At 65.6% G+C, this 21,792-nt stretch carries 17 protein-coding genes and 3 pseudogenes; 3 read left to right on the forward strand and 17 right to left on the reverse strand.

What is annotated here, in order from left to right:
* Window positions 1-23: 23 nt before the first annotated feature.
* From M4578_RS15640 to M4578_RS15715, 16 genes are all read right to left on the reverse strand, one after another.
* Complete coding sequence (locus tag M4578_RS15640; RefSeq protein WP_258094224.1) at window positions 24-1,067, reverse strand: aliphatic amidase; 1,044 nt, start codon at window positions 1,065-1,067, stop codon at window positions 24-26.
* A gap of 49 nt (window positions 1,068-1,116) precedes the next feature.
* A complete protein-coding gene (locus M4578_RS15645; RefSeq protein ID WP_258094248.1) occupies window positions 1,117-1,941 on the reverse strand; it encodes an urease accessory protein UreD in 825 nt (274 codons plus the stop codon).
* Between the two features lie 2 nt (window positions 1,942-1,943).
* Window positions 1,944-2,603 carry an urease accessory protein UreG gene (gene ureG / locus M4578_RS15650; protein WP_258094225.1) on the reverse strand — a complete coding sequence of 220 codons (660 nt, stop codon included), beginning with the start codon at window positions 2,601-2,603 and terminating at the stop codon, window positions 1,944-1,946.
* Window positions 2,600-4,312, reverse strand: a complete 1,713-nt coding sequence (gene ureC, locus M4578_RS15655; RefSeq protein WP_258094226.1) for an urease subunit alpha — start codon at window positions 4,310-4,312, stop codon at window positions 2,600-2,602. Before ureC ends, ureG begins: the two co-directional genes overlap by 4 nt.
* A gap of 3 nt (window positions 4,313-4,315) precedes the next feature.
* Window positions 4,316-5,011 carry an urease subunit beta gene (locus M4578_RS15660; protein WP_258094227.1) on the reverse strand — a complete coding sequence of 232 codons (696 nt, stop codon included), beginning with the start codon at window positions 5,009-5,011 and terminating at the stop codon, window positions 4,316-4,318.
* 15 nt (window positions 5,012-5,026) lie between these two features.
* Window positions 5,027-5,710 carry an urease accessory protein UreF gene (locus tag M4578_RS15665; protein WP_258094228.1) on the reverse strand — a complete coding sequence of 228 codons (684 nt, stop codon included), beginning with the start codon at window positions 5,708-5,710 and terminating at the stop codon, window positions 5,027-5,029.
* The gene (gene ureE, locus M4578_RS15670; protein ID WP_338054566.1) at window positions 5,707-6,264 is read right to left on the reverse strand and encodes an urease accessory protein UreE; all 558 of its coding nucleotides are present in this window, start codon (window positions 6,262-6,264) and stop codon (window positions 5,707-5,709) included. Before ureE ends, M4578_RS15665 begins: the two co-directional genes overlap by 4 nt.
* A gap of 309 nt (window positions 6,265-6,573) precedes the next feature.
* Window positions 6,574-7,182, reverse strand: a complete 609-nt coding sequence (locus M4578_RS15675; protein ID WP_258094229.1) for an ANTAR domain-containing response regulator — start codon at window positions 7,180-7,182, stop codon at window positions 6,574-6,576.
* Window positions 7,182-8,354, reverse strand: a complete 1,173-nt coding sequence (locus tag M4578_RS15680) for a transporter substrate-binding domain-containing protein (RefSeq protein WP_258094230.1) — start codon at window positions 8,352-8,354, stop codon at window positions 7,182-7,184. The genes M4578_RS15675 and M4578_RS15680 overlap by 1 nt, the downstream gene beginning before the upstream one ends.
* A gap of 994 nt (window positions 8,355-9,348) precedes the next feature.
* Window positions 9,349-11,016 carry a hydantoinase B/oxoprolinase family protein gene (locus M4578_RS15685; protein WP_258094231.1) on the reverse strand — a complete coding sequence of 556 codons (1,668 nt, stop codon included), beginning with the start codon at window positions 11,014-11,016 and terminating at the stop codon, window positions 9,349-9,351.
* A complete protein-coding gene (locus M4578_RS15690) occupies window positions 11,013-13,151 on the reverse strand; it encodes a hydantoinase/oxoprolinase family protein (protein WP_258094232.1) in 2,139 nt (712 codons plus the stop codon). The genes M4578_RS15685 and M4578_RS15690 overlap by 4 nt, the downstream gene beginning before the upstream one ends.
* Before the next feature lie 3 nt (window positions 13,152-13,154).
* Window positions 13,155-14,447 (reverse strand): TRAP transporter large permease, encoded by a 1,293-nt coding sequence (locus tag M4578_RS15695; RefSeq protein WP_258094233.1) that lies wholly within the window; start codon window positions 14,445-14,447, stop codon window positions 13,155-13,157.
* Entirely contained in the window at window positions 14,441-14,995 is a 555-nt protein-coding gene (locus tag M4578_RS15700; RefSeq protein ID WP_258094234.1) for a TRAP transporter small permease, read from the reverse strand. The genes M4578_RS15695 and M4578_RS15700 overlap by 7 nt, the downstream gene beginning before the upstream one ends.
* Before the next feature lie 9 nt (window positions 14,996-15,004).
* On the reverse strand, window positions 15,005-16,021 hold the full coding sequence (locus M4578_RS15705) for a TRAP transporter substrate-binding protein (RefSeq protein ID WP_258094235.1): 1,017 nt from the start codon (window positions 16,019-16,021) through the stop codon (window positions 15,005-15,007).
* Window positions 16,022-16,093: 72 nt separating this feature from the next.
* The gene (locus tag M4578_RS15710) at window positions 16,094-17,704 is read right to left on the reverse strand and encodes a hydantoinase B/oxoprolinase family protein (protein WP_258094236.1); all 1,611 of its coding nucleotides are present in this window, start codon (window positions 17,702-17,704) and stop codon (window positions 16,094-16,096) included.
* Window positions 17,701-19,800 (reverse strand): hydantoinase/oxoprolinase family protein, encoded by a 2,100-nt coding sequence (locus M4578_RS15715; protein WP_258094237.1) that lies wholly within the window; start codon window positions 19,798-19,800, stop codon window positions 17,701-17,703. Before M4578_RS15715 ends, M4578_RS15710 begins: the two co-directional genes overlap by 4 nt.
* 182 nt (window positions 19,801-19,982) lie before the next feature.
* Here M4578_RS15715 and M4578_RS15720 point away from each other — a divergent pair, with 182 nt between their 5' ends.
* The 3 genes and pseudogenes from M4578_RS15720 to M4578_RS15725 all read left to right on the forward strand — a co-directional run.
* Window positions 19,983-20,675: a TetR/AcrR family transcriptional regulator gene (locus M4578_RS15720; protein ID WP_258094238.1), complete on the forward strand. Its 693-nt coding sequence runs from the start codon at window positions 19,983-19,985 to the stop codon at window positions 20,673-20,675.
* 454 nt (window positions 20,676-21,129) lie between these two features.
* Window positions 21,130-21,480: pseudogene (locus M4578_RS25800) on the forward strand (ISL3 family transposase); the annotation flags it as partial.
* Window positions 21,447-21,698: pseudogene (locus M4578_RS15725) on the forward strand (transposase); the annotation flags it as partial. The pseudogenes M4578_RS25800 and M4578_RS15725, both read left to right, overlap by 34 nt.
* Here M4578_RS15725 and M4578_RS25805 read toward each other — a convergent pair.
* A pseudogene (locus M4578_RS25805) lies at window positions 21,681-21,785 on the reverse strand (helix-turn-helix domain-containing protein); the annotation flags it as partial. The pseudogenes M4578_RS15725 and M4578_RS25805 sit on opposite strands and share 18 nt — an antisense overlap.
* Window positions 21,786-21,792: the final 7 nt, after the last annotated feature.

Below are 21,792 nucleotides of genomic sequence, written 5' to 3' on the forward strand. Positions count from 1 at the left end.
GACGCACCGGTGCCGGGTCTGGCTCAGCGGTGCTGCGTGCGGTCGCCGTCGTTCGGGATGCCGTCGATCGGGCTTTCCGCGACGCCCACAGTGCTGCGGGTCATCGCCTCGACCATCTCGCGGGTGCCTTCGGGATCCTCGACCCACTTGCGGTAGAACTCATAGGGCATCTCGACGGCGCCCTTGTCGCCGTCGCCGGAATTGATCATTCCGGTGTAGCCACGGTGCACGAGCTTGAAGAGATGGTTGTTCGACTGCATGGTCCGGCGCGCGTCGCGGATCATCGACACCGACAGTTGCGCATACTGGATGCCCATCTCCTCGGTGCCGCATTCGCCCAGGGTGCGGCCGTCGAAGCCGCAGATCGACGAATGTCCGAAATAGGAATAGACCCCGTCGAACCCGGTAGCGTTGGCCACCGCCACATAGCAGTTATTGGCCCAGGCCATCGCCTTGGCCATGGTGATCTGCTGATCCTTGGCCGGGTACATATAGCCCTGGCAGCGCACGATCAGCTCGGCCCCCTTCATCGCGCAATCGCGCCAGATCTCGGGATAGTTGCCGTCGTCGCAAATGATCAGCGACACCTTGAGCCCCTTGGGCCCTTCGCTGACATAGGTGCAGTTGCCGGGATACCAGCCCTCGATCGGCACCCAGGGCATGATCTTGCGGTATTTCTGTACAATCTCACCCTTGTTGTTCATCAGGATGAGCGTGTTGTAAGGCGCCTTGTTCGGGTGCTCCTCGTGACGCTCGCCGGTCAGCGAGAACACGCCCCAGGTATCGGCCTCGCGGCAAGCGGCGGCAAAGATCTCGGTCTCCTCGCCGGGGATCTGCGAGGCGGTCTCGTACATCTCCGTCTCGTCATACATGATGCCGTGGCTCGAATATTCGGGGAAGATCACCAGATCCATGCCCGGTAGGCCCTTTTTCATGCCCTTCACCATCTCGGCGATCTTGTGGCAGTTCTCGATCACCTCCGCCCGCGTGTGCAGGCGCGGCATCTTGTAGTTGACGACGGCTACGCCGACCGTGTCGTTGCTGCTGGTCACATCTCCGTGGTACATGGGACTTCTCCTGTGGCTGTGCGTTGGACGGTGTTGAAAAGAACGGCGGTCATTTGCGACGCGGAGGCGGGGCCCGGCCGCTCAGCGCGCGGCGCGCGGCGGCCCAGCTTTCGCGCAGGGCATGGCTGAGCGACACGCCGTCGCGGGTGAGAAAGCGGACAATCGCGAGGTCGCGATCGCCAAGCAGCGACAGCCCGGCATAGACATCGGGCCGCGCGTCGAGCGCGGCGATCATCGCCGGACCGGCCTGCGCGGCCCCGCCGGCGACCAGCGTCAGCCCCGAGCAGCCGTAGCCTCCGGTTCGGGCGGTCCAGTCCGTGCCGCGCAGGTCGAACCGGTCGATCAGCCGCGCACCCTCGGGCCCCGCGATCCGCAACTCGCTGTCGAGCCGGTCAAACCCGCGCCCGGCACCCGCCGGATCGTGACAAAGCTGGGCATCGCTGAGGATCAGCACGGCGCCCTCGGCCAGCGTGGCGGACACGCGGTTGTCCAGCGCGGCACCGGCCATGAGGATCGCCGGGTCGGGGCAATATTCCAGCCAGCCGCCGGCACCGACCTCCAGCCGCACCTCTTGCCGGGCGGCGGGGCCGCCACGGGCATCGTGCACAACCGTCGAGGCCTGGGTGGTCAGATGCACCTGCGCGCCGGGGTCGAGCGTGACCGACAGGCCCAGATCGTCGCCGCCATAGATCCCGCCCGACGAGCTTTGCAGATAGAGCGTCGCCATCCCCGCCGGATCGCCAGGATCGTGATAGGGCCGGGTGATGTGGAACGGATGCGGCGTGAACTGCCGCGCAAGATAGCTGCGCCCGGCCGAGACCGAAAAGGCCAGCCGCGCCGCCACCTGGGGGGCAAGGGATATGCCCGGTGCCATGTTCACGCGGGCACGTCCCGGAACAGCAGATCGCGCTCGATCCTATCCGCCACCGCGTCGAGCCCCTGTTGCGCCGGACCCTTGCAGACCGTGCCGATCACCGGGCGACCGGCGCGCACGGCCTCTGCCTCGGCCAGCGTGGCGGGACCGTCGACAAAGACATGCGGCGCAAGATCCAGCTTGTTCAGCACCAGCAGATCGCTTTGCAGGATGCCCGGGCCGCGCTTGCGCGGGATGTCGTCGCCCTGCCCCACGTCGATCACGAACATCCACCAGTCGACCAGATCGAGCGAGAAGGTCGAGGCTAGATTGTCCCCGCCGCTTTCGATGATAATCAGGTCGAGCTCGGGATAGCGCGTCTCGAGATCCTCGGCGGCGGCGATGTTCAGTGTCGGATCCTCGCGGATCACCGTATGCGGACAGGCGCCTGCCTCGACGGCCAGCACCCGCTCGGGGTCGATCAGGCCGCTGGCTTGAAGCCGTCTTGCGTCCTCCTTGGTGACCAGATCGTTGGTAACCACCGCCACCTCGATCCCCCGCTTGCGAAACAGCGGCATCAGCGCCTCGATCAGCGCCGTCTTGCCAGAGCCGACAGGGCCGCCGATGCCGATCCGGGCGGGGCCGGGACGTGAAAGATCCGAAGCGGAAAGGGGACGGTTCATCGCAGCATGTACCTTTGTGCAAGGGGGAGTTCCGTGGCGGGCTCGCAGGTGGCAAGCTCGCCATCGACGAAGACCTCGAAACTGGCCGGGTCCACGGTGATGTCGGGGCAGGCGTCGTTCAGCAGCATGTCGGACTTGCGCAGCTCACGGCAGCCCGAGGCGGGCAGCAGCGGCTTGCTCAGGCCCAGCCGGTCCGAAAGCCCGCCGTCGATCGCGCGCGGGTTCACGAAACAGGCGCCAAGCGCCGGGGCCGCCTTGCCGAAGGCGCCCCATTGCGGGCGCATGATCAGCGGCTCGCAGGTCATCAGCGACGCGGCGCTGTCGCCCATCGCGCCCCAGGCGATGAAGCCGCCCTTCACCACCAGCTCGGGCTTGATGCCGAAATAGCCGGGGCGCCACAGCACGATATCGGCCATCTTGCCCGGTTCGATCGACCCGACATGATCCTCGATGCCAAAGCAGCGGGCGGCGTTGAGGGTGTATTTCGCGATATAGCGCTTGATGCGCAGGTTATCGCCCTTGCGCGCGGTCTCGTCCGGAAGGCGGCCGCGCTGCACCCGCATCTTCGACGCCAGTTGCCAGGTCCGCGCGATCACCTCGTGAATGCGCCCCATGCCCTGGCTGTCCGAGCCCAGCATCGAGATCGCGCCGATGTCGTGCAGCACATCCTCGGCGGCGATGGTTTGGGCGCGGATACGGCTTTCGGCAAAGGCCACATCCTCGGGCACCCGCGGGTTGAGGTGGTGGCACACCATCGTCATGTCGAGATGTTCGTCGAAGGTGTTGACGGTGAACGGGTTGGTCGGGTTGGTCGAGGAGGGCAGGCAATGCGCCACCCCGGCCACGCGGATGATATCGGGCGCGTGCCCGCCGCCCGCACCCTCGGTGTGGTACATGTGGATGCAGCGCCCGGCGATGGCGGCCAGCGTATCCTCGACAAAGCCGCTTTCGTTCAGCGTGTCGGTATGAAGCTGAACCTGGAAATCCAGCGCGTCGGCGACGCTGAGGCAGGCGTCGATGGCAGCGGGCATGGCGCCCCAGTCCTCGTGGATCTTGAGCCCAAGGCAGCCGTTCTCGATCTGCTCGTGCATCGCCTCGGGTCGGTGCGCGTTGCCGCGCCCCAGAAAGCCGAAATTCATCGGCCAGTGTTCCGCCGCCTGAAGCATCTTGCCGGTGTTGAACACGCCGCCGGAATCGATGCCCACGGTGATCGGCCCCAACGATCCGCCAAGCATCGTGGTGATGCCCGAGGAAATCGCGTGCTCGACCAGTTGAGCGCTGTCGAAATGCACATGCACGTCGATGGCGCCCGCCGTGGCGATCATGCCCTCGGCGTCGCGCACGGTGGTGCCCGCGCCCACGATCAGCCGCGGATCGACCCCCTCCATCACATCGGGATTGCCGGCCTTGCCGATGGCGACGATCTTGCCGTCCTTGATGCCGATATCGCCCTTCACGATCCCGGCCACCGCGTCGATTACCACGACATTGCAGATCAGCATGTCCAGAGCGCCCTGCGCCGAGGTCACGCCCACGGCCATGCCCAGCCCGTCGCGCAGCGTCTTGCCGCCGCCGTGCAGGCATTCATCGCCATAGGTGGTGAAATCGTGCTCGATCTCGGCCCAGAGCTCGGTATCGCCCAGCCGCACCAGATCGCCGGTGGTGGGGCCGAACATGGCGGCATATTCCGCGCGGGTCATCGTCGCCATCGCTCAGGCCCCCTTGAAACCGGCCGCGCGGGCGCGGTCGAGCGCCGCCGCCCTGCCCGCCGCGTCGGTCTGACCCTGCGTCAGGTTGTTCAGCCCGGTCAGGTGCTTGCGCCCGCCGAACCCGCAAAGCGTCACCGCCTTTTCCTGGCCCGGCTCAAAGCGCACGGCGGTGCCCGCCGGGATGTCCAGCCGAAAGCCGAACGCCGCCTCGCGGTCGAACTCCAGCGCCTTGTTGGTCTCGAAGAAATGGTAATGCGAGCCGACCTGCACCGGCCGGTCGCCGGTGTTCCTGACCGTAAGCTGGCAGGTCTCGCGACCGGCATTCAGCACAATCTCGCCCTCGGCGGCGCGGATCTCGCCGGGGATGCCCACCGGGCTCTGCGCGCCCGACGGGCCGGGCCGGATCGGGTCGTGTACGGTCACCAGCTTGGTACCGTCGGGAAACACCGCCTCGACCTGGATCATCGGCAGCAGATCGGAGACGCCGGGCATCACATCGTCGTATGTCAGGATCGTCGAACCTTCGCCGATCAGCTCCGCCACGCTCCTGCCATAACGCGCGCCCTCGAGGATCTCGTCCGAGATCAGGGCGACCGCCTCGGGCGCGTTCAGCCGCAGCCCGCCGGCGCGGCGCCGGCGCGCAAGCTCTGCCGCGGTAAAGATGGTCAGCCGTTCAAGTTCTGTGGGCGTCAGGAGCATTCGGAGCCTCGGTTCTCAGGTCGCAAAAAGATTGGCGTGGGTTTCGGCGCGGCGTTGCGCAGCGATTTCGGCAAGCGGGGAAAAGGCCCCGGCGCGGGCGGCAACCGGCGCGTCCAGCGCCCGGGCCATGGCCGGCAGCAGAGCGGCCAGCAGAGCCTGGGTTTCGATGGCCCCGGCGCGGCCCAGCCGCACCGCCGCCGACAGAAAGGCCATGACCACCGCGTGCAGCGCCCCGGTCTCGGTTTCGGCGGGGCTCAGGCCCAGCCCGGCGCCGATGGCCCCCTGCACCACGGGCTCATAGCCGCCGCTGTCGCCCCGCCCGGCCCGGGCCAGCGCCGCGCGATAGGCCGCGACATGGGGCGTGCCGATCCGCCCGTGCACCGACAGCAACGACCGCCCGACCCGGCGCGAGGCCTGGGCCAGCCGGTCGGCGCCGGATTGCAGATGGCATTGCAGATCCAGCGCCAAAAGCGCCTCGGGGCTGTCCGCCGCGCCATGGGCCTGACGCAGGAACACCCGGTCGAACGAGACCCAGCGCGGAAAGATCTGGTCTTCGAGAGCCTGCCGCACATCGGCGGCATCCCGCACCTGCCCGTCGAGGGCCAGTTGCTCCAGCCCCGAGGAAAACGCGAAGGCGCCCGAGGGAAAGGCGCTGTCGGCGCATTGCAGCATCCGCAAAAGGGACAGCGGCTGGCTCATGCCTTCGGGTGTCCGGCGGGTTGCGGATGCGGGTGTGCCGCGTGCGGCTCGGCGATCAGGAGAGCCTCACCCGCCTCAAGGGTCGGGCCCAGCCGGTCGAGATAGGTCTTCTCCTCGGTTTCGACCGCCACGAGAATATCCTCGCCGTCGAATTGCACCCGCCAATGCAGGTTGCCGCAGAAATAGCCCAGCTTCAGCGCGCGTGGGGCGTCGGTGGGGCGCAGCCGCAGCCACCGCTCGGCCTCGACCCGCACCACCAGCGCCGACCCGGCGCCGAATTCCAGCACCGCCCCGTCGAACAGATGCTCGTGGCGCGGCAGGGCAATCGCGATCTCGCGCCCGGCCTCGGTGACGGCCCGCAGCCGCCGACGCGAAAGATCGGTCTTGGCCAGCCGCAGGTGGTCCACGGCATGATCATGCTCAAGCCGATGAATTTCCTCGTGAAACTCGGCATCCGCTGCCGAACCCAATATCGTCGAAAAGACGCACATCTCCCGGTCCGACGCCACGGCGCCGGTCACGGGTGCGCGCTCAGGCACCCTGTCGAGGCTCATGAAGCCCTCTATCGCTATAGGTTGATCTTGACCCGCACAGGCATGCGGGCAGTGAAATGTGACCGATGGTTTGTGGGAACAGGAACGGAAAACGCCAAAGCGGCCCGAACCAGAATGCGTTCTACGAACGCAGATAGGCGGCATCTATGCCTACGGTAACCACGCCCTTGCATGGCCGGTGATCCGGACTAGCCAGACCCCATGGCGCGACACTGCGCCACCCGCTTCGTCAATCCGCCCGGACACAACAGGAACGCGGGCGATGAACCGACTGACCTTTCGAACGTCATTGGCCAAAAGGTGATTCGACTATACGTCTTCGGGTTTGGCTGACAAGAGGTCATTGGCGTTGATGATCGCCTGGGCCATCTCTTCGATAGAAGTTCGCTTGCCCATTGCCTGTTGTCTGATCATTTTATGCGCATCCAGCTCGGACATGCCGTGCATATCCATCAGAATCGACTTCGCTTTCGAGATCACCTTCTGGCCGATCAGCTTCTTCTCGAGCTTGACGATCTTCTCCTGCGTTTCCTGCTGTTCGCGCCAGGTGGCCCGTGCCACGACCAGATTGGTCAGCATCCCGAAGCTGTTCACCGGTTTCGACGCGGCGGCCATGGCGCGAATATCAAGCAGCAGCTCCAGCATCGCGGGGTTCTCGTAATCGACCACGCCGATGATCGTCGGCCCCGGCTTTTCCGCGCGGCGCAGCATGGCCTTGATCTCCTCCTGACTGTCGAAGAACAGCCCGGCGAACACCACATCGACCCTGGCGGGCAGGCTGCGCGGCACCGGCCAGATCAGGTCCGTCCGGCAGCCGATCCGCATCAGCTGTTCGCGCATCATCATTCCGTCTGAATCCGGCGGGTGAACCACCACGACTTTCAGCCCCCTGAGATCCTTCAGGCGAACCCGTGCCATCAGAGAGTACTGCCCCGGAGCTGGCCCGCGCTGACGACAATCGGATCGTCCAGCTCGACCAGATAGGGCGCCGGGGCGACCGGCGCCGGGGCTTCGCGGACGATCTCGAACTCGCCATCCTCGCGCACCACGGCAACCCGCGGCCAAAGCGAGGTGTGATGGGTGATCTCGTCCACCCGCACCGGCCCCTGCGGTGCCTCGAGCGAAAAGGTCGGCAGCACCGAGATCAACTCGTCCCGGTCGAAACTCTGCACCCGACGCACCGCCTCGGCAAACAGCTTGACCTGGAAATAGGCGGCCTCGGATTCCGCGCAAAGCGGAATATCCGGCCCGTAGCGATCCAGATAGGCCGACACGAAACGCGCATTCGCTTCGCTTTTGATCACCTTGAAATAGGGGGCCGCCTTGACGTTGCCGATCGAGGCCTCCTTGCCGATCACCTTCATTTCCGGCTCGCCGGTGGTGACCGATCCGATGGGACAGACCGAGCGGTCGAAACCGGCCCGGTGATAAGCCTGATAGAACATCACCGCGCCGCGCCCGACGATTGTCGAAAAGATGATCACCGGCCCGCTGTCGCGGGTCCGTTCCTGGATCCGCGAGATCACTCGGTCGATATCCTCGTCGGTGGGATCAACCGGAATGTAGACCTCGTCCACCACCTCGGCATTCCGGTTCGACAACAGATCGCGCATGATCCGGTTCAGCTCGTAGGGGAAAACATAATTCGAGCCGACGAAAAAATACCGGTGGCCGTAGGTTTCGGTCATGTAATCCGCCAGCCAGCGGGCATTCTGGTTCGGGGCTGCGCCGGAATAGATGCAGCCCGGAGCATATTCGAACCCCTCGTAATGGGTCGGATAGAACAGCATCGAACGATGCGCCTCGACCTCACGCAGCACAGGTTTGCGGGTCGAGGACATGTAGCAGCCGAACAGCGCTTCGACATGCTCCTCGGTCAGCAGTCGGCGGGCTTCGGCGCGAAAGCGCACCGGATCGGATCCGGGGTCGCGCCCGGCAATCCGCACCTCACGACCGAGAATGCCGCCGTTCTGGTTGATTTCCTCGATGGCGAGCGTCGCCGCAAGTCTCTGCGCCCGCTCGATGACCGAGGTCGCGCCTGTATCAGAAAAAAGGAAGCCGAGTGTGACCGGCGCATCCGTCGATTTCATATGAATTTCCATTGTATGCCCATTGCGATGCAATGGATCCTGGCAGGTCGGTCACGCCCTATCGCTAGCCCATCCAATTTCGTCGCGCAAGCCGCACCCAACCGGCTCTGCCCAAATCCATTGCCATTGCCTAAAGAACGGACGGATTCAGCTCTAGGGTCAGGACTTGGGCAAAGGGCCCACATCCGTCAAGAGCTTCGGCCAAGCTATTTATCCGCGCCAACGGACTATTTTTGCTTGGTCGATCCGCCCGCCGTTTCGCGGCTCCTGCGTGAGACCCTTGGGCAACATGCGCCGGTTCGTGGTCAGCGACGAGGGCCACCGACATGATGCTGGTGCGATGCCGTCCCTGTATCCCAATCAATCAGAACCTGCGGATTCGGAGCGTTTTGGGGCGTTTCTGTAGCCTTAATTCCAATATATCCACAGGCCGCACATGTCAGAAGTGCCGGATACCTGGCGACGAGGGCCTGACCGCAGGTTTGGCAGGTCATCGACCACGCAAAGCGCCCATGACGAAGAGTGTGCTCCCGGCGCGCCCAAGCGGACGATACTCGACCGCTATACCCCAATCTTCACAGGCCGTTCTGAAGGCATCGCTGTGGAACTCCTGCGCGTTGTCGACGTGGATCGGTTTCGGGATGCCGGCCGTCAGCCAAACCAGCTCTTCCACTGTCCCCGGAACGTATATCGATTTCCGCCGCACGCAGTGGCCGCGACACCGTGCGATCGACAAGACAGACGGCTCGTCGAAAGTGACATAAACCCCGAGAACGATCCGCTTCGGCCCGCGACGGCCCCCGCGGCGCACACATCGTTCTCTCTCAGTCCCCGGTAGAGCGACCAGGTGTGGCTCTTCGCCAAACCCGGTTCCCAGGCAGCATCGCCAATCGCTGCGCTGATAGGCGCGCCCTTCTTCTCAAGCTCCAAGATAGGACGGAGAACCGCTGCGCGGTGTTTCGCAAGACGCTCGCTCGCGGCCTATCTGCGCGGCCTACCCGGATAGGCCATAGACCTCGCGCGCCACACGATCGCTGATCAGCCCCGCCTCGAGATCCGCCCGCACCCGGTCCTCGGCCCGCTCCGAGGCCGGGCCGTAACCGCCGCCCGAGGGCGAGATATGGCGGAATACGTCGCCCTTACGTAGGTGGTAGGGCTCGGTCACCAGCACCGGAAGCTCGGTCTCGACCCCGTCGCGGATCAGAATGCTCACCGGCCCCGAGCCCGCTTCGCCATGGAAAAGCCCGTGCGGAGGGTGATCGCGCTTGTCCGACCGCAGCGACAGCACGCCCTCTTCCTCGCCGGTGTATTCGTATTCCCGGATAAAGGCATTGCCACCCCGGAACCGCCCCGCACCACCGGTGTCGGGCACGACGCCGTAGCGGCGGATGCGCAGCGGATAGGAGGCCTCGATCATCTCGACCGGCACATTGGCCTGATTGGCGCCCATATGCGGCACGCCGACCTGCCCGTCATGGGCCGAGGACGCGCCCCAGGTGCCCATCACCGTCTCGGTAAAGACAAAGGGTTTTCCGTCGATATAGCCCGCGAAGGTGGGCACGCTCGACCCGCCCATGCCATCCGCCGTCACCCGGTCCGGCAAGGCCTGCGCCAGCGCGCCGAACATGCCGTCAATGACCCGGTAGCCGGTGATCCCCCGCGCGCCGCAGGGCGCCGGATGGACCGAGTTCACCACCGTGCCCTTGGGCGCGGTCACCGTGACCACACGCTCGAAGCCGTGGCAGTTCGGAATGTCCGACAGCATGATCGAACGCAGCGCGGTATAGACCGATGCCTTGGTGAAGGGCAGCGGCGTGTTCACCCCGCCTTCGACCTGGGGCGAGGATCCCGCGAAATCCACCGTGATGCTCTCGTCCGCAATGGTCAGCGCGATCTGGATCACGATCGGCACCGGATCGGCGCCCAGCCCGTCCATATGGTCGGTGAAGTGATAGGTGCCGTTGGGCAGATCCCGGATCTCGGCCCGGCCCAGCCGCTCGGCGTAGTCATGCAGTTCCTCGGCGCAGGCCAGCACCTCGTCCACCCCGTAGCGGGTGATCAGATCCGCAAAGGACCGCCGCCCCGCGCGGCTTGCCGCCATCTGTGCCCGCAGGTCGCCCTGCACCATGTCGGGCACCCGGACGTTGAGCCCGATGATTTCCCAGACCGCCGCGTTGAACTGCCCCTTGTCGTAGAGCTTGAGGAACGGCAGCCGCAGCCCCTCCTGATAGATCTCCCGCGCGCCCAGAGCGTTCGATCCGGGGACGATGCCCCCCACATCGGCATGGTGGGCGAGCGTCGTGGTCCAGCCGACGATCCGTGCCTCGTGAAAGATCGGTTCGATGATGTAGATATCGGGCAGATGCTGCCCCGCCGCCGCGTAGGGATCGTTGCCGATAAAGACATCGCCGGGGTGGATGTTGCCCGCATAGCGCTCCATCAAATGCTGCATGGCATCGTAGAAGCTGCCCAGATGCATCGGCGTGGTGACACCCTGCGCCAGCGTCTGCCCCTTTGCGTCGCAGATCGCGGTCGAGTAATCCATGCTGTCGCGCACAATCGGCGAATGCGCCGCCCGCATGAGCATGAGCGCCATCTCGTCGGCGATGGAATCGAAGGCGTTCTTCATCACCTCGAGCCGGATAGGGTCGATCTTTCTCATTCGGCGGCCTCCAATGCGCCCGCGGCCGTGGCGGCGGGCAGGGTCAGGATGATGTTGCCCTTGCCGTCGATCCGGGCCGAGCAATCCGGCGGCACGATGGTCGTACCCTCGTATTCCTCGATGATCGCCGGACCCTGGCGCGGACCGGCGGCAAGCGCCGCGCGGTCGATGATCGCAGTCTCGATCCGACCCCATTGCGGCCCGAAATAGACCTGGCGCCTGCGCTCCGGCGCGGGCGCGACCTTGCGATATTCCGGCAGCGCCCCCGATCCCTTGGGCACCTGGGCGGTCACCCGAAGGCTCACGAATTCGACCGGCGTATCCGCGAGCCGGTAGCCATAGGCCCGCTCGTGGGCAAGCTCGAACGCCTCCCGCAGCCGCGCAACCGCCTCGGGCGTCAGGTCGCGCCCCTCGTCAAGCGGCAGGGTAAGCTCGAAGGCCTGCCCCTTGTAGCGCAGGTCGGCCTCGTGGATCAGCTCGACCGCATCCCTGCCCCGCGACAGTTCGTGCAGCACCTGATTCTCGAGCGCGGTCAGACCGTTGGCCACCGCCTCGGCGCTGACTGCATCGATCCGGGCCAGCAGGGCGGAGGCTGCCGATGTCTCGATATCCGCATAAAGCAGGCCAAGCGCCGACAGCACCCCCGCGCCGGGCGGCACGATCACTTCGGTCACGCCAAGGGCGCGGGCGAGCGAGACCGAATGTATGCCGCCATTGCCCCCAAAGGCGATCATGGCGAAATCGCGCGGGTCGCGGCCCCGGAATGTCGTCACCGACTTCACCGCCCGCATCATGACGGTCGAGACCAGCTCATGCACCCCGTGCGCGGCTTCGTCGAGACCGATGCCCATCGGCTCCGCCACCACCCGCGACAGCGCCGCACGGCTTAGCTCCGGGTCCACCGGCACCGCCCCGCCGGCAAGCGCCTCGGGGTTGAGAAACCCCAGAACCATGTTCGCATCCGTCACCGTGGGCTCGGTGCCGCCGGTGCCGTAGCAGGCGGGCCCGGGCGCGGCGCCCGCGCTCATCGGGCCGACCTTGAGCGCACCGGCCCGGTCGCGCCAGACGATGGAACCGCCGCCCGCGCCGACCTCGGAAATGTCGATCACCGGCAGCTTCAGCGCATAGCCGCCGCCCTTGGCCAGCTTCGAGGACAGCGAAATCCCCCCGCCCACCTCGTAATCGTCGGCGCGCAGAAGCTGCCCCCCCTCGATGAGCGAGGCCTTGGCGGTGGTGCCGCCCATGTCGAAAGCGATGGCATCGCCGTGCCCGACATCGAGCATCACCGCCCGCGCCCCGATAACGCCCGCTGCCGGTCCGCATTCCACGATCTGCGCCGGCTTGGCCATGACGGTGCGCGCGTCGACGATGCCCCCGGCGGAATGCATCATGAAGAAATCGGACGGCAGTCCGGCCTCGGCCAGCCTGTCCCGCAGCGCGTTGAGATAGGTTTTCACCGGCGGGCCGACAAAGGAATTGATGACCGTGGTCGAGGTTCGTTCGTATTCCCGGATCTCGGGCAGCACGTCGACCGACAGCGACACATAGACCCCCGGCAGATGCTCGGCCAGCAACTCGCCGATCCGCCGCTCATGCGCCGGGTTCGCATAGGCATGAAGCAGACAGACCGCGACCGCATCGACGCCCGCCGCCCGGATCGCCTCGATCGCCGCCAGAACGCTCGCCTCGGACAGCGGCGTCAGGACCGCGCCCCGGAAATCCATCCGCTCCTCGACCTCAAAGCGCCACTTGCGCGGCGACAGCGCCGGGGGCTTTTCGTAAAGCGGATCGTAAAGCTTCGGCACCCGGATGCGCCGCATCTCGAGCACGTCGCGAAAGCCCTCGGTTGTGATCAGCGCGGTGCGCGCGCCCTTGCCTTCGAGGATTGCGTTGGTCGCGACGGTGCAGGCATGCATGACCTCGCCGATCTCCTCGGGCGCCAGCGTCTCGACCGCGACCAGTTCCAGGATCCCCTCGGCCACGCCGCGCGCGTAATCGTCGGGGGTCGAGGCGACCTTGCGCGTGGCGATGGTGCCGTCGCCCCGGATCAGCGCGACATCGGTAAAGGTTCCGCCGATATCCGCGGCGATCCGCAGCGCCCCGCGGGCGGGTTCCGGTGTTTCAGCTTGGGGCATGGGTCAGCCTCCCAGAAGCACGTCGGGGATGAACAGCACGATCCCCGGCGCATAGGTGATGATGAAAAGCACGACGATCAGCGGCACGAGAAAGGGCAGCGCGGCCCAGCAGACCCGCTCGAACGAAATGTCCGCGATACGTGTGACGATGAAGAGGGCAACGCCGACCGGCGGGGTCACGATGCCGATGAGCAGCCCGTAGACCATGATCAGCCCGAAATGCACCCGGTCGATGCCGAAGTGATCCACAAGCGGCAGCATGATCGGGATGAGGATGATCATCGCCGGGATGTTCTCGAGGATCATGCCCAGCAGCAGAAAGAAGATGATGACGAGGAACAGGAAGACATGCTTGTTCTCGGTCACCGTCAGAACCGCCTCGGCGACGCGCTGGGGCACCCGGTCGTAGGTCAGCACAAAGCCCATGGCATGGCTGACCCCGATGATCATCAGGATCGACCCGAAGAGGATCACCGTCTCGCCCACCGCGCGCCGGAGCCGCGAGAAGGCAAGCGTCCGATAGGCGAGGCCGAGGATCAGCGTATAGGTACAGGCGATGACCCCGGCCTCGACCGGCGTGGCGACACCCGTGGTGACCGACCCGATGATGATCACCGGCGCCAGCAGCGCCCAGCCCGAGCGGCTGAGTTCCGACCCGATGACGGCAAGTTTCGGGCGCGGCATCACCGGCACGTCGAACCGGTTGGCCACCGACCGGTTGTAGATCATCAGCGTGACGACAAGCACGATGCCAGGCCCGATGCCGGCAAGGAACATCCGCTCGACCGACACCTGCGCCGAGAAGGCGTAGATGAGCAGCGGCACCGACGGCCACATCGTTGGACCGATCACCGAACTGGCACAGGTCAGCGCGGCGGAAAAGGCACGCGGGTAGCCGTGCTTTTCCATCTGCGCGATGACCAGGTTGCCGATCCCGGCGACATCCGCGATGGCCGATCCGGTGACCCCTCCGAACAGGAGGGAGGTCATCACGTTGACCTGCGCAAGCCCGGCCTTCATGTGCCCGACCAGCGTGTTGGCAAGCGTGAAGATCCGGTCGGTCAGCCCGATCGCGGACATGAGATGCCCGGCAAGGATAAAGAAGGGCACCGCCGTCAGCGCGGGCGTGTTGACCCCTTCGAGGATATTGAGCGGGAAGGTATAGAGAATCCGCAGGCTCTCGGCGAGCCCGATCTGCCAGAATCCGGCCAGCGTTCCGGCGGCCAGGGCCACCACCACGGGCACGCCCAGCAGCATGAGCACGAAGAAGATGCCGAAGATCGTAAGAGCTACCATTGCGCGGCCTCCTCGTCTCCGGCGGGCACCGGCGCGGCCCAGCCCGCAAAAAGCGCGACCAGATCGACGATGAAATGTATGACGAGCATGGCGCTCGACGCGATGAGCGGGACCGAGAGCCAGTAACGCGTCAGCCCGACGATCTCCATCGTGCCGCGCTGACGGGCAAGGATCTGCGGCGCTTCGGCCACCAGGATCCCGACCACCAGCAACCCGACAACGGCCGTCAACACCCGCGACAGTTTCATGCCCCGCTGCCCGAACCGCCCGACCAGGATGGTCAGGGCGATATCGAGGTGGCGGCGGTACATCACGTAGAAGGCCAGAAAGACGGACCAGACCATAAGGACCCCGGTCCAGGGCGACACCCAAAGCAGACTGGGCTCGCCCAAATTGCGCAGGATGATATTGGCGAGGTTGGCGAGCAGCATGAAGGTCAGCATCGCCTCGGCAGCCGTCTGGAACAGGGACGCGATCGCATCGAGTACACGATCGACGCCCCTGAACCATCCCGGGCCACCGCGCAGGGTCGCGGTCCCGTTGATCATGGCCGGACCCTAGTTGCCCGCCGCCGGCAGCGCCGCTTCGAGCAGGCCCTCGGGCATGTCGCCCGCGGCATCGAGCTGCCGATACCACTCGGCCATATTGGCAAAGAGCGGCTCCAGCGGCATGTCGGTAAAGGTCACGCCAAGGGCCTCGAGATTGCCCTGCATCGCATCGGCATTCTCTGTCATCAGCTTCAGCGAATAGGCGGCGGTTTCCTCATGCGCCTGCAAAAGCGCGGCCTGATCCTTTTCCGGCAGCGCGTCGAAGGCTTCGGCGTTCATCGCAAAGGCAAGACCCTGCCAGAACTCGTTGGTGCGGGTGATATAGGGGGCCTGTTCGTAGAACTTCATCGCCTCGACAAGCGCGGCGGGGCTGGTCACCGAATCCGCGACGCCGGACTGAAGAGACTGATAGACCTCGGTCCAGGAGAGCATCTGAAGATCTGCGCCAAGGTGCTGCCACACGGAAATCGCCAGCTCGTCGGGATACATGCGCAGCTTCAGTCCGGCGATATCCTCATAAGTCTCGACCGGCTTTTTCGAGATCAGGACACGATAGGGCCCGCGCACCACGGCAACCGGATTGCCCAGCGGGCGCACCCCGGCGATTTCCTCGACCTCGTCGAGCCAGCTCTTGACCAGATCGGTCTCGGTGAAGGCGACCCAGTCCTCGCGGTTCTGGAACAGGAAATGCGGCGCGATCCACTTGATGTCCGGCACCCATTTCTGAAGGAAGAAGGCATCTTCGGCATATAGGTTCACCGTCCCCAGCTCGAGCTGTTCGAGGATCGCATCCTCCTTGCCAAGCTGCTCGGACGGGAAGACCTGTACCTCGACATCGCCCTCGGTCAGCTCTCCGACCCGGTCGGCGAAGAACTGGAACACAATGCCTTCCGGGCTGTCCGCCGGCATCTTGTGGGCAAAACGCCAGGTCTCGGCATGGGCCATGCCCGCCATGAGCGCCACGGCGGTTGTGGCAAGCAATCCGGTCCGGGCGCGTTTGGCCCAGTCTTTGCTGAATGTCGTCATCCTGTTGGTCCTATGATTGATGTTGCGGTCGTGAGGGCGGTTGGCTCCACCCGGATTATGGATTGTTCTCGGTCAGCCGGCCGCGATGTCGTCAGGCGCATCACTGGCCGCGTCTTTTCCCCATCCGCCGCCGCCGGGGGTCTCGAGCGTGACGGTCTCCCGGTCTCCCAGAGTGATCGACCCTTTCGCGGCGGCTTCCCGTCGGACGCCGTCCCTGCCGGTGGTCCAGTTCTGGCCCGAAAGCCCCGCGCTGCCGCCATGAAGCCCGTAGGGGGCAAAGCGGCGCCGGTCGGTCTGAAGCGACACGCGGGCATCGTGGCCGACAATCTGGATCTCGCGGATCAGCCCGTCGCCGCCCGGATTCCGCCCCTGACCGCCCGATCCCTCGCGCAGCTCATAGCGCAGGCAGCGCAGCGGATAGCTGATCTCGAGCGACTCGATGGGGGTGTTGAGCGTGTTCGACATATTGGCGTGGACGCCCGACATGCCCGGCCCCATCGGTCGGCCGCCCTGGCCGCCGCCAGAGGTCTCGATATAGGTATAAGGGCGGCCGTTGCGCGGGTCGGTGCCGCCGATGCCGAGCAGGTTCATCGTGCCGTTCGACGCCGCCGCGATCCGTTCGGGCGCGATCTGCGAAAAGGCGCGTAGCACGGTATCGGCAAGCCGTTGCGTGGTCTCGGTGTTGCCCGCACAAACTGCCGCCGGGCGCTGCGCGTCGAGGAAGCAGCCCTTGGGAATATGCACGCGGATCGGTCGCAGCACGCCGGCATTCGGCGGCAGGCTCGCGTCGGTGAGCAGCTTGAGCGAATAGAAGATCGCCGACCAGCACATCGGCGCGACCGCGTTGACATTGCCCTTCACCTGCGGCGAGGTGCCGGTGAAATCAAAGCTCAGACCCTCCTGCGTGCGCTCGACCCGCAGCCGGATCCAGACCGGATCGTCGGACGAGCCGTCGCTGTCGAGACAATCCTCCGACGTCCAGACCCCGATCGGAAGCTCGGCAAGCCGCGCCCGCATCCGCCGTTCGGTGTAGTCCAGGATCGCGCCCAGACCCTCTTCCAGCAGATCGGCGCCGAAGCGCTCGGCAAGCTCCGCCATCCGGCGCGCGCCGATGCGCAGCGCGGCAAGCTGTGCGTTCAGATCGCCGCGCCGCTCGTCGGGGGTGCGCACGTTGGTCAGCACGAATTCCATGATGTCCGGCTGTAGCTGTCCGTCGCGGTAGAGCCGGACCGGCGGGATGATCAGCCCCTCCTGATAGATCTCGGTCGACCGCCCCGGCATCGAGCCGGGCTCCATCCCGCCCACATCCGAATGGTGCGCACGCGAGGCGACATAGGCGACCCGCCGCCCGTCGATGAACACCGGCGCGATCAGCGTGATATCGGGCAGATGCGCCCCGCCGACATAGGGGTCGCTCACGATCGCCACGTCGCCCTCGGCCAGATCGCCGGTGCGGTCGAGCGTCGGACGGACCGCGCGCAGCATCGAGCCCAGATGGACCGGCACATGCTCGGCCTGCGCGACCAACTCGGCCCCGGCGGTGAAGATCGCGCAGGAGGCGTCCATCCGCTCCTTGATATTGGGCGAAAAGGCTGTGTGCTTGAGCACCGCGCCCATTTCCTGCGCCGTCGCCTCGAGCGCGTTGCGCAGCACTTCCAGACGGATCGGATCGAATGTGCTCATTGCGCCACCTCCACGATGATCGAGCCGGAGGCGAGTACGCGGGCGCGGTCGCCGGGGTAAAGGATGGTGGTGGACGAGACTTCCTCGATGGCCGCCGGACCGTCGATCACATTGCCCGCAAGCAGCCCCTCGCGCGACCAGACCCGCGCCCTGTGCCAGGCGCCCTCTCCGCCGCCGTCGCCGGGTTCGAAATAGACCTGCCGCTCGCCGCGCAGCGCCGCGTCGGGCGCGGCGCCCTGTCCCGCCGGCACCTCCGGGAGATGCGGCTTTTCGATCTTGCCGATGCCGGTGATGTTGAAGCCCACGACCTCGAGCGGCGCGGCCGGGTCGGCATGGCCGAAGCGCGCCTCATGCGCGGCGTTGAACGCCTCGGGCAGCCCGGCCCACCAGCCGGGCGTGCCGGGGTCGGCATGGATCGGCAGGGCGAAACTCTGCCCCTCGTAGCGCAGGTCGATCTTGACCTCAAAGATCTGCCGGCCGGCGGGCACGCCATCCTCGTCCAGATGCCGCCGCGCGGTCGCGACCAGCCGGTCGATGATCTCTGCCGCACCCGCCTCGCCCAGGGCGCCAAAGGGCACCACATGGGTCTCGACGAAATCGTGCCGCAGATCCGAGATCAGCTGCCCCATCGCGCAGAGAATTCCCGGCGTGGGCGGCACCAGAACGCTGGGCATCTTCAGCTCGCGCGCCACCGGGCTTCCATGCATCGGCCCGGCCCCGCCGAAGGGGACCAGCGCGAAATCGCGCGGATCGTAACCGCGCTCGACCGACACCACCCGGATGCCGCGCACGATATTGGCATGGGCGACGCGCAGGATCCCCGCCGCCGCCTCCTCGAGGCTGAGGCCCAGAGGCTCGGCGATGTCGCGCCGGATCACCCGTGCGGCGGCTGCGGCGTCCATCTCCATCGTGCCGCCAAGCCGCGAACGTCCGTCGAAGCGCCCGAGCACGATATTCGCATCCGTCACCGTGGGCCTGTCGCCGCCGCGCCCGTAGCACACCGGCCCCGGCACCGCCTCGGCGCTCATCGGCCCGACGCGCAGCGCCCCGCCCTCGTCGATCCAGGCGATCGACCCACCGCCCGCGCCGATCGCGTTGATGTCGATCACCGGCAACTGGATCGGCACGGTCTCGAGCGAAGCGGCGCGGGTGATTTCGGGCCGTCCGCCCCGGATCAGGCTGATATCGGTCGAGGTGCCGCCGATATCCATCGTGATGATGTCACCGACGCCCGCGCTTGCCGCCACATGCGCCGCCGCGACAACGCCGCCCGCCGGGCCGGACAGCACCGTGTGCACCGGCTTCTCACGCGCGCTGTCGAGGCTCATGAGTCCCCCCGCTGCGTCCATCACCATGACCGGCTTTTCGGGCGACAGACCCAGCCCGTCCTCGCTGTCCTGCAGGATACCCGACAGGGTGCGCAGATAGGTCTCCATCACCGGACGGAGATAGGCGTTCAGCACTGCGGTCGAGGCGCGCTCGTATTCGCGGAACTCGGAATTGATGTCGGTCGAGGCGCAGACCGCCACGCCCGGCAGCGCCGCCTCGAGAATCTCGCGCGCACGCCGCTCGTGTCTCGGGTTCGTGTAAGAATGCAGAAACAGGATCGCAACGCTCTCGACACCCGCCGCCGCCATCGCCGTGGCCGCTGCGTGCACCGCGTCCTCGTCCAGCGGCGTCAGCTCCTGCCCCAGATGGTCGATCCGCCCACCCGCGGTAAAGCACAGCTCGCGCGGCACCAGCTGCTCGGGATGCACCACCGTGATGTCGAACAGCGTCGGCCGGTTCTGCCGCCCGATCTGAAGCAAGTCGCGGAACCCCTCATTCGTCAGAAAGGCGGTCTTTGCCCCGTTGCGCTGGATCACCGCGTTGGTCGCCGTGGTCATCCCGTGCCCGACATAGGCCACATCCGCGCCCGTCGCATCCTGCAGCGCCAGCGCCTTTTTCAGCCCCTCGGCCGTGCCAAGCGCCCGGTTGCCCGGGGTGGTCGATACCTTCGACACCGTAATGCAACGGGTTTCGGCATCATAGGCGATGCTGTCGGTAAAGGTGCCGCCCACATCGGAGGCCACACGAAATCTTTGATCGACGGTCACGGTCCAATCCTGTAACGATAACGTTTTAGTTAGTAAAAATCGGAATGCTGAACCTGTCAATAAAAATCTCTGCCCGAGGGAAAATGCGCCGGCACCTGATGGGCTGCGATCTTTTGGCCCCGTGGATTTGACGTTATGACGGAAGCGAGATGGCAGGGTCTGTCTAAAAAGCGAGCGATGCGATGACGAAGGACAAACCTCTTACCCAGCACGAGCTGCGCAGCCAGGCGACCCGTGCCCGAATCGTCGAGGCCGCTCATACCCAGTTCGTGGCCAACGGGCTCGAAGGCACGCGGATGGAAGCGATCTCGGCCGAGGCAGGGGTGAACAAGTCGCTTGTCTATCGCCATTTCGGCAACCGCGAGACGCTATACCGCGAGGTGTTGGCGCGGGCCTATGGCCAGATCCGCGAGGCCGAAGCGCAGATCCATCTGCCCGAGGATCCGGTCGCGGCGCTGGACACGATGATCTGCTTCACGCTGAATTACTACATTGAACACCCCGATTTCCTCGTTCTCGTCGGGATAGAGAACCTGAACGGAGGCGTCCATCTGCGCGAGGTGGCGCGCGACGTCCTGAAGGTCGAAAGGCTTGTCGAACGCTACCGGACCGTGATCCGCTGCGGCACCGATGCCGGGCTGTTCCGGCAGGGGATCGATCCTGTCGATCTGTACCTCGTGGTTTCGTCGCAATGCTGGTTCACCGTCGCCACACGACACACCTTTGGCATCACCTTTCAGGTCGATGTGCTTGCCCGGGCCGAGATCGAACAGCGCGTCGCCCTCATCAAGCACACGGTTCTGGGCTTTGTGCTCGACGAGCCCCGGATCGACGCGCTTCTCGCCAGATCCGCCAAGCAGCCCACCGCAGGCTGACCCGGACGCCCATGGGCCCGGTGCGGGACGAACACGCCCGCCGGCCGGATCGGCGAAAGAGTGCGGGTTGAGATCCGCCAGAGCCCGACCTGCAACATCGGACCTGATAGGCACGCATGGCAGCGCCGCACCCCTGTCAGGGAAGCGAGCGCTTGCCGCAGACCCAAAGGCTGCGCCCGAAGGTCAGCGCGAGGATGACCAGTATCGCACGCGAGACCGAGTGCTCGAAGAACGAAAGATATCAGTCGTTTCCGAAGCTGGAGACCTCCGACAACCCGCTTTATTGCATACAGCGGCCCCGAAGATCGACCTGATGTGGCCGCTATCACGACTGAGGTGGAGTTGATGGGTTGGTTTTCAGCCATCGGGCGTCAGGCGGGTGCAGCTCGGCTGATCGGCCACCGCAATCGTCCCATGTTGTAGACCATGTTGGCCAGCGTGATGATCGCCTTGGCAACCACATGCGCGGCGCAGGTCACGCCTGCAAAGACTGGTCCGCCATTTGGGCCTTGCTCTCGGCGGACGCCCCGCCCAAGCACTTGCCGGACGGCTCCTTCTGCAGGTTAGGAAGGACACCTTCCTGCGCAGCGTTCGAGACACGACCAGCGAGCTCCGCCTCATCGGCATCGACGACTAGACATGACGCAAGGGGCAGCGATATAGCACGTTGATCTGTGACCTGGAGCGGCGCCAAGTTATCGACCTGCTGCCGGATTGGGAACCTGCCACTGTCGAGGCTTGGCTGCGGGCCCGCCCCGGGATCGAGGTTGTCACCCGCAATCGCAACGGCGGCTATGGCGGCGCCGTAAGGTTCACCTGGCGATGGACGCCGCGACAGGGAACATCCGTGCGGTCAAGTTCACCTCCAGCCACCAAGGCGACAGCCCGATCCTGCCGGACCTGCTGTCGCAGATCTCGGCCACCAAAGACATCGAGTCGGTCACTGCGGAAGGAGTATACGGCACACCGCGCTGCCATACCCCAATCTTTGAGTGCGGCGCGGAGCCGATCATACCGATCCGCTATTTCCGGGACTGGCATTTTGCCATCCCGCCATTTGGCAATCTTGATCCGGTCTTGGAAACTCAGGTGAGGATAGCAGCGGCCCATTGACGAC

Source organism: Salipiger pentaromativorans (genome assembly GCF_024721115.1).
Classification (GTDB): Bacteria; Pseudomonadota; Alphaproteobacteria; order Rhodobacterales; family Rhodobacteraceae; genus Salipiger; species Salipiger pentaromativorans.

Bases quoted from the DNA above. Each gene is read 5' to 3' on its own strand.
- M4578_RS15695 (WP_258094233.1), bottom strand. From the start codon at position 14,447: ATGGTAGCTCTTACGATCTTCGGCATCTTCTTCGTGCTCATGCTGCTG.
- M4578_RS15720 (WP_258094238.1), top strand. From the start codon at position 19,983: ATGACGAAGGACAAACCTCTTACCCAGCACGAGCTGCGCAGCCAGGCG.
- M4578_RS15685 (WP_258094231.1), bottom strand. From the start codon at position 11,016: ATGAGAAAGATCGACCCTATCCGGCTCGAGGTGATGAAGAACGCCTTC.
- M4578_RS15680 (WP_258094230.1), bottom strand. From the start codon at position 8,354: ATGAAATCGACGGATGCGCCGGTCACACTCGGCTTCCTTTTTTCTGAT.
- M4578_RS15710 (WP_258094236.1), bottom strand. From the start codon at position 17,704: ATGAGCACATTCGATCCGATCCGTCTGGAAGTGCTGCGCAACGCGCTC.
- ureG (WP_258094225.1), bottom strand. From the start codon at position 2,603: ATGAACCGTCCCCTTTCCGCTTCGGATCTTTCACGTCCCGGCCCCGCC.
- M4578_RS15640 (WP_258094224.1), bottom strand. From the start codon at position 1,067: ATGTACCACGGAGATGTGACCAGCAGCAACGACACGGTCGGCGTAGCC.
- M4578_RS15665 (WP_258094228.1), bottom strand. From the start codon at position 5,710: ATGAGCCAGCCGCTGTCCCTTTTGCGGATGCTGCAATGCGCCGACAGC.
- M4578_RS15690 (WP_258094232.1), bottom strand. From the start codon at position 13,151: ATGCCCCAAGCTGAAACACCGGAACCCGCCCGCGGGGCGCTGCGGATC.
- M4578_RS15675 (WP_258094229.1), bottom strand. From the start codon at position 7,182: ATGGCACGGGTTCGCCTGAAGGATCTCAGGGGGCTGAAAGTCGTGGTG.
- M4578_RS15660 (WP_258094227.1), bottom strand. From the start codon at position 5,011: ATGCTCCTGACGCCCACAGAACTTGAACGGCTGACCATCTTTACCGCG.
- ureC (WP_258094226.1), bottom strand. From the start codon at position 4,312: ATGGCGACGATGACCCGCGCGGAATATGCCGCCATGTTCGGCCCCACC.
- M4578_RS15705 (WP_258094235.1), bottom strand. From the start codon at position 16,021: ATGACGACATTCAGCAAAGACTGGGCCAAACGCGCCCGGACCGGATTG.
- ureE (WP_338054566.1), bottom strand. From the start codon at position 6,264: ATGAGCCTCGACAGGGTGCCTGAGCGCGCACCCGTGACCGGCGCCGTG.
- M4578_RS15700 (WP_258094234.1), bottom strand. From the start codon at position 14,995: ATGATCAACGGGACCGCGACCCTGCGCGGTGGCCCGGGATGGTTCAGG.
- M4578_RS15645 (WP_258094248.1), bottom strand. From the start codon at position 1,941: ATGGCACCGGGCATATCCCTTGCCCCCCAGGTGGCGGCGCGGCTGGCC.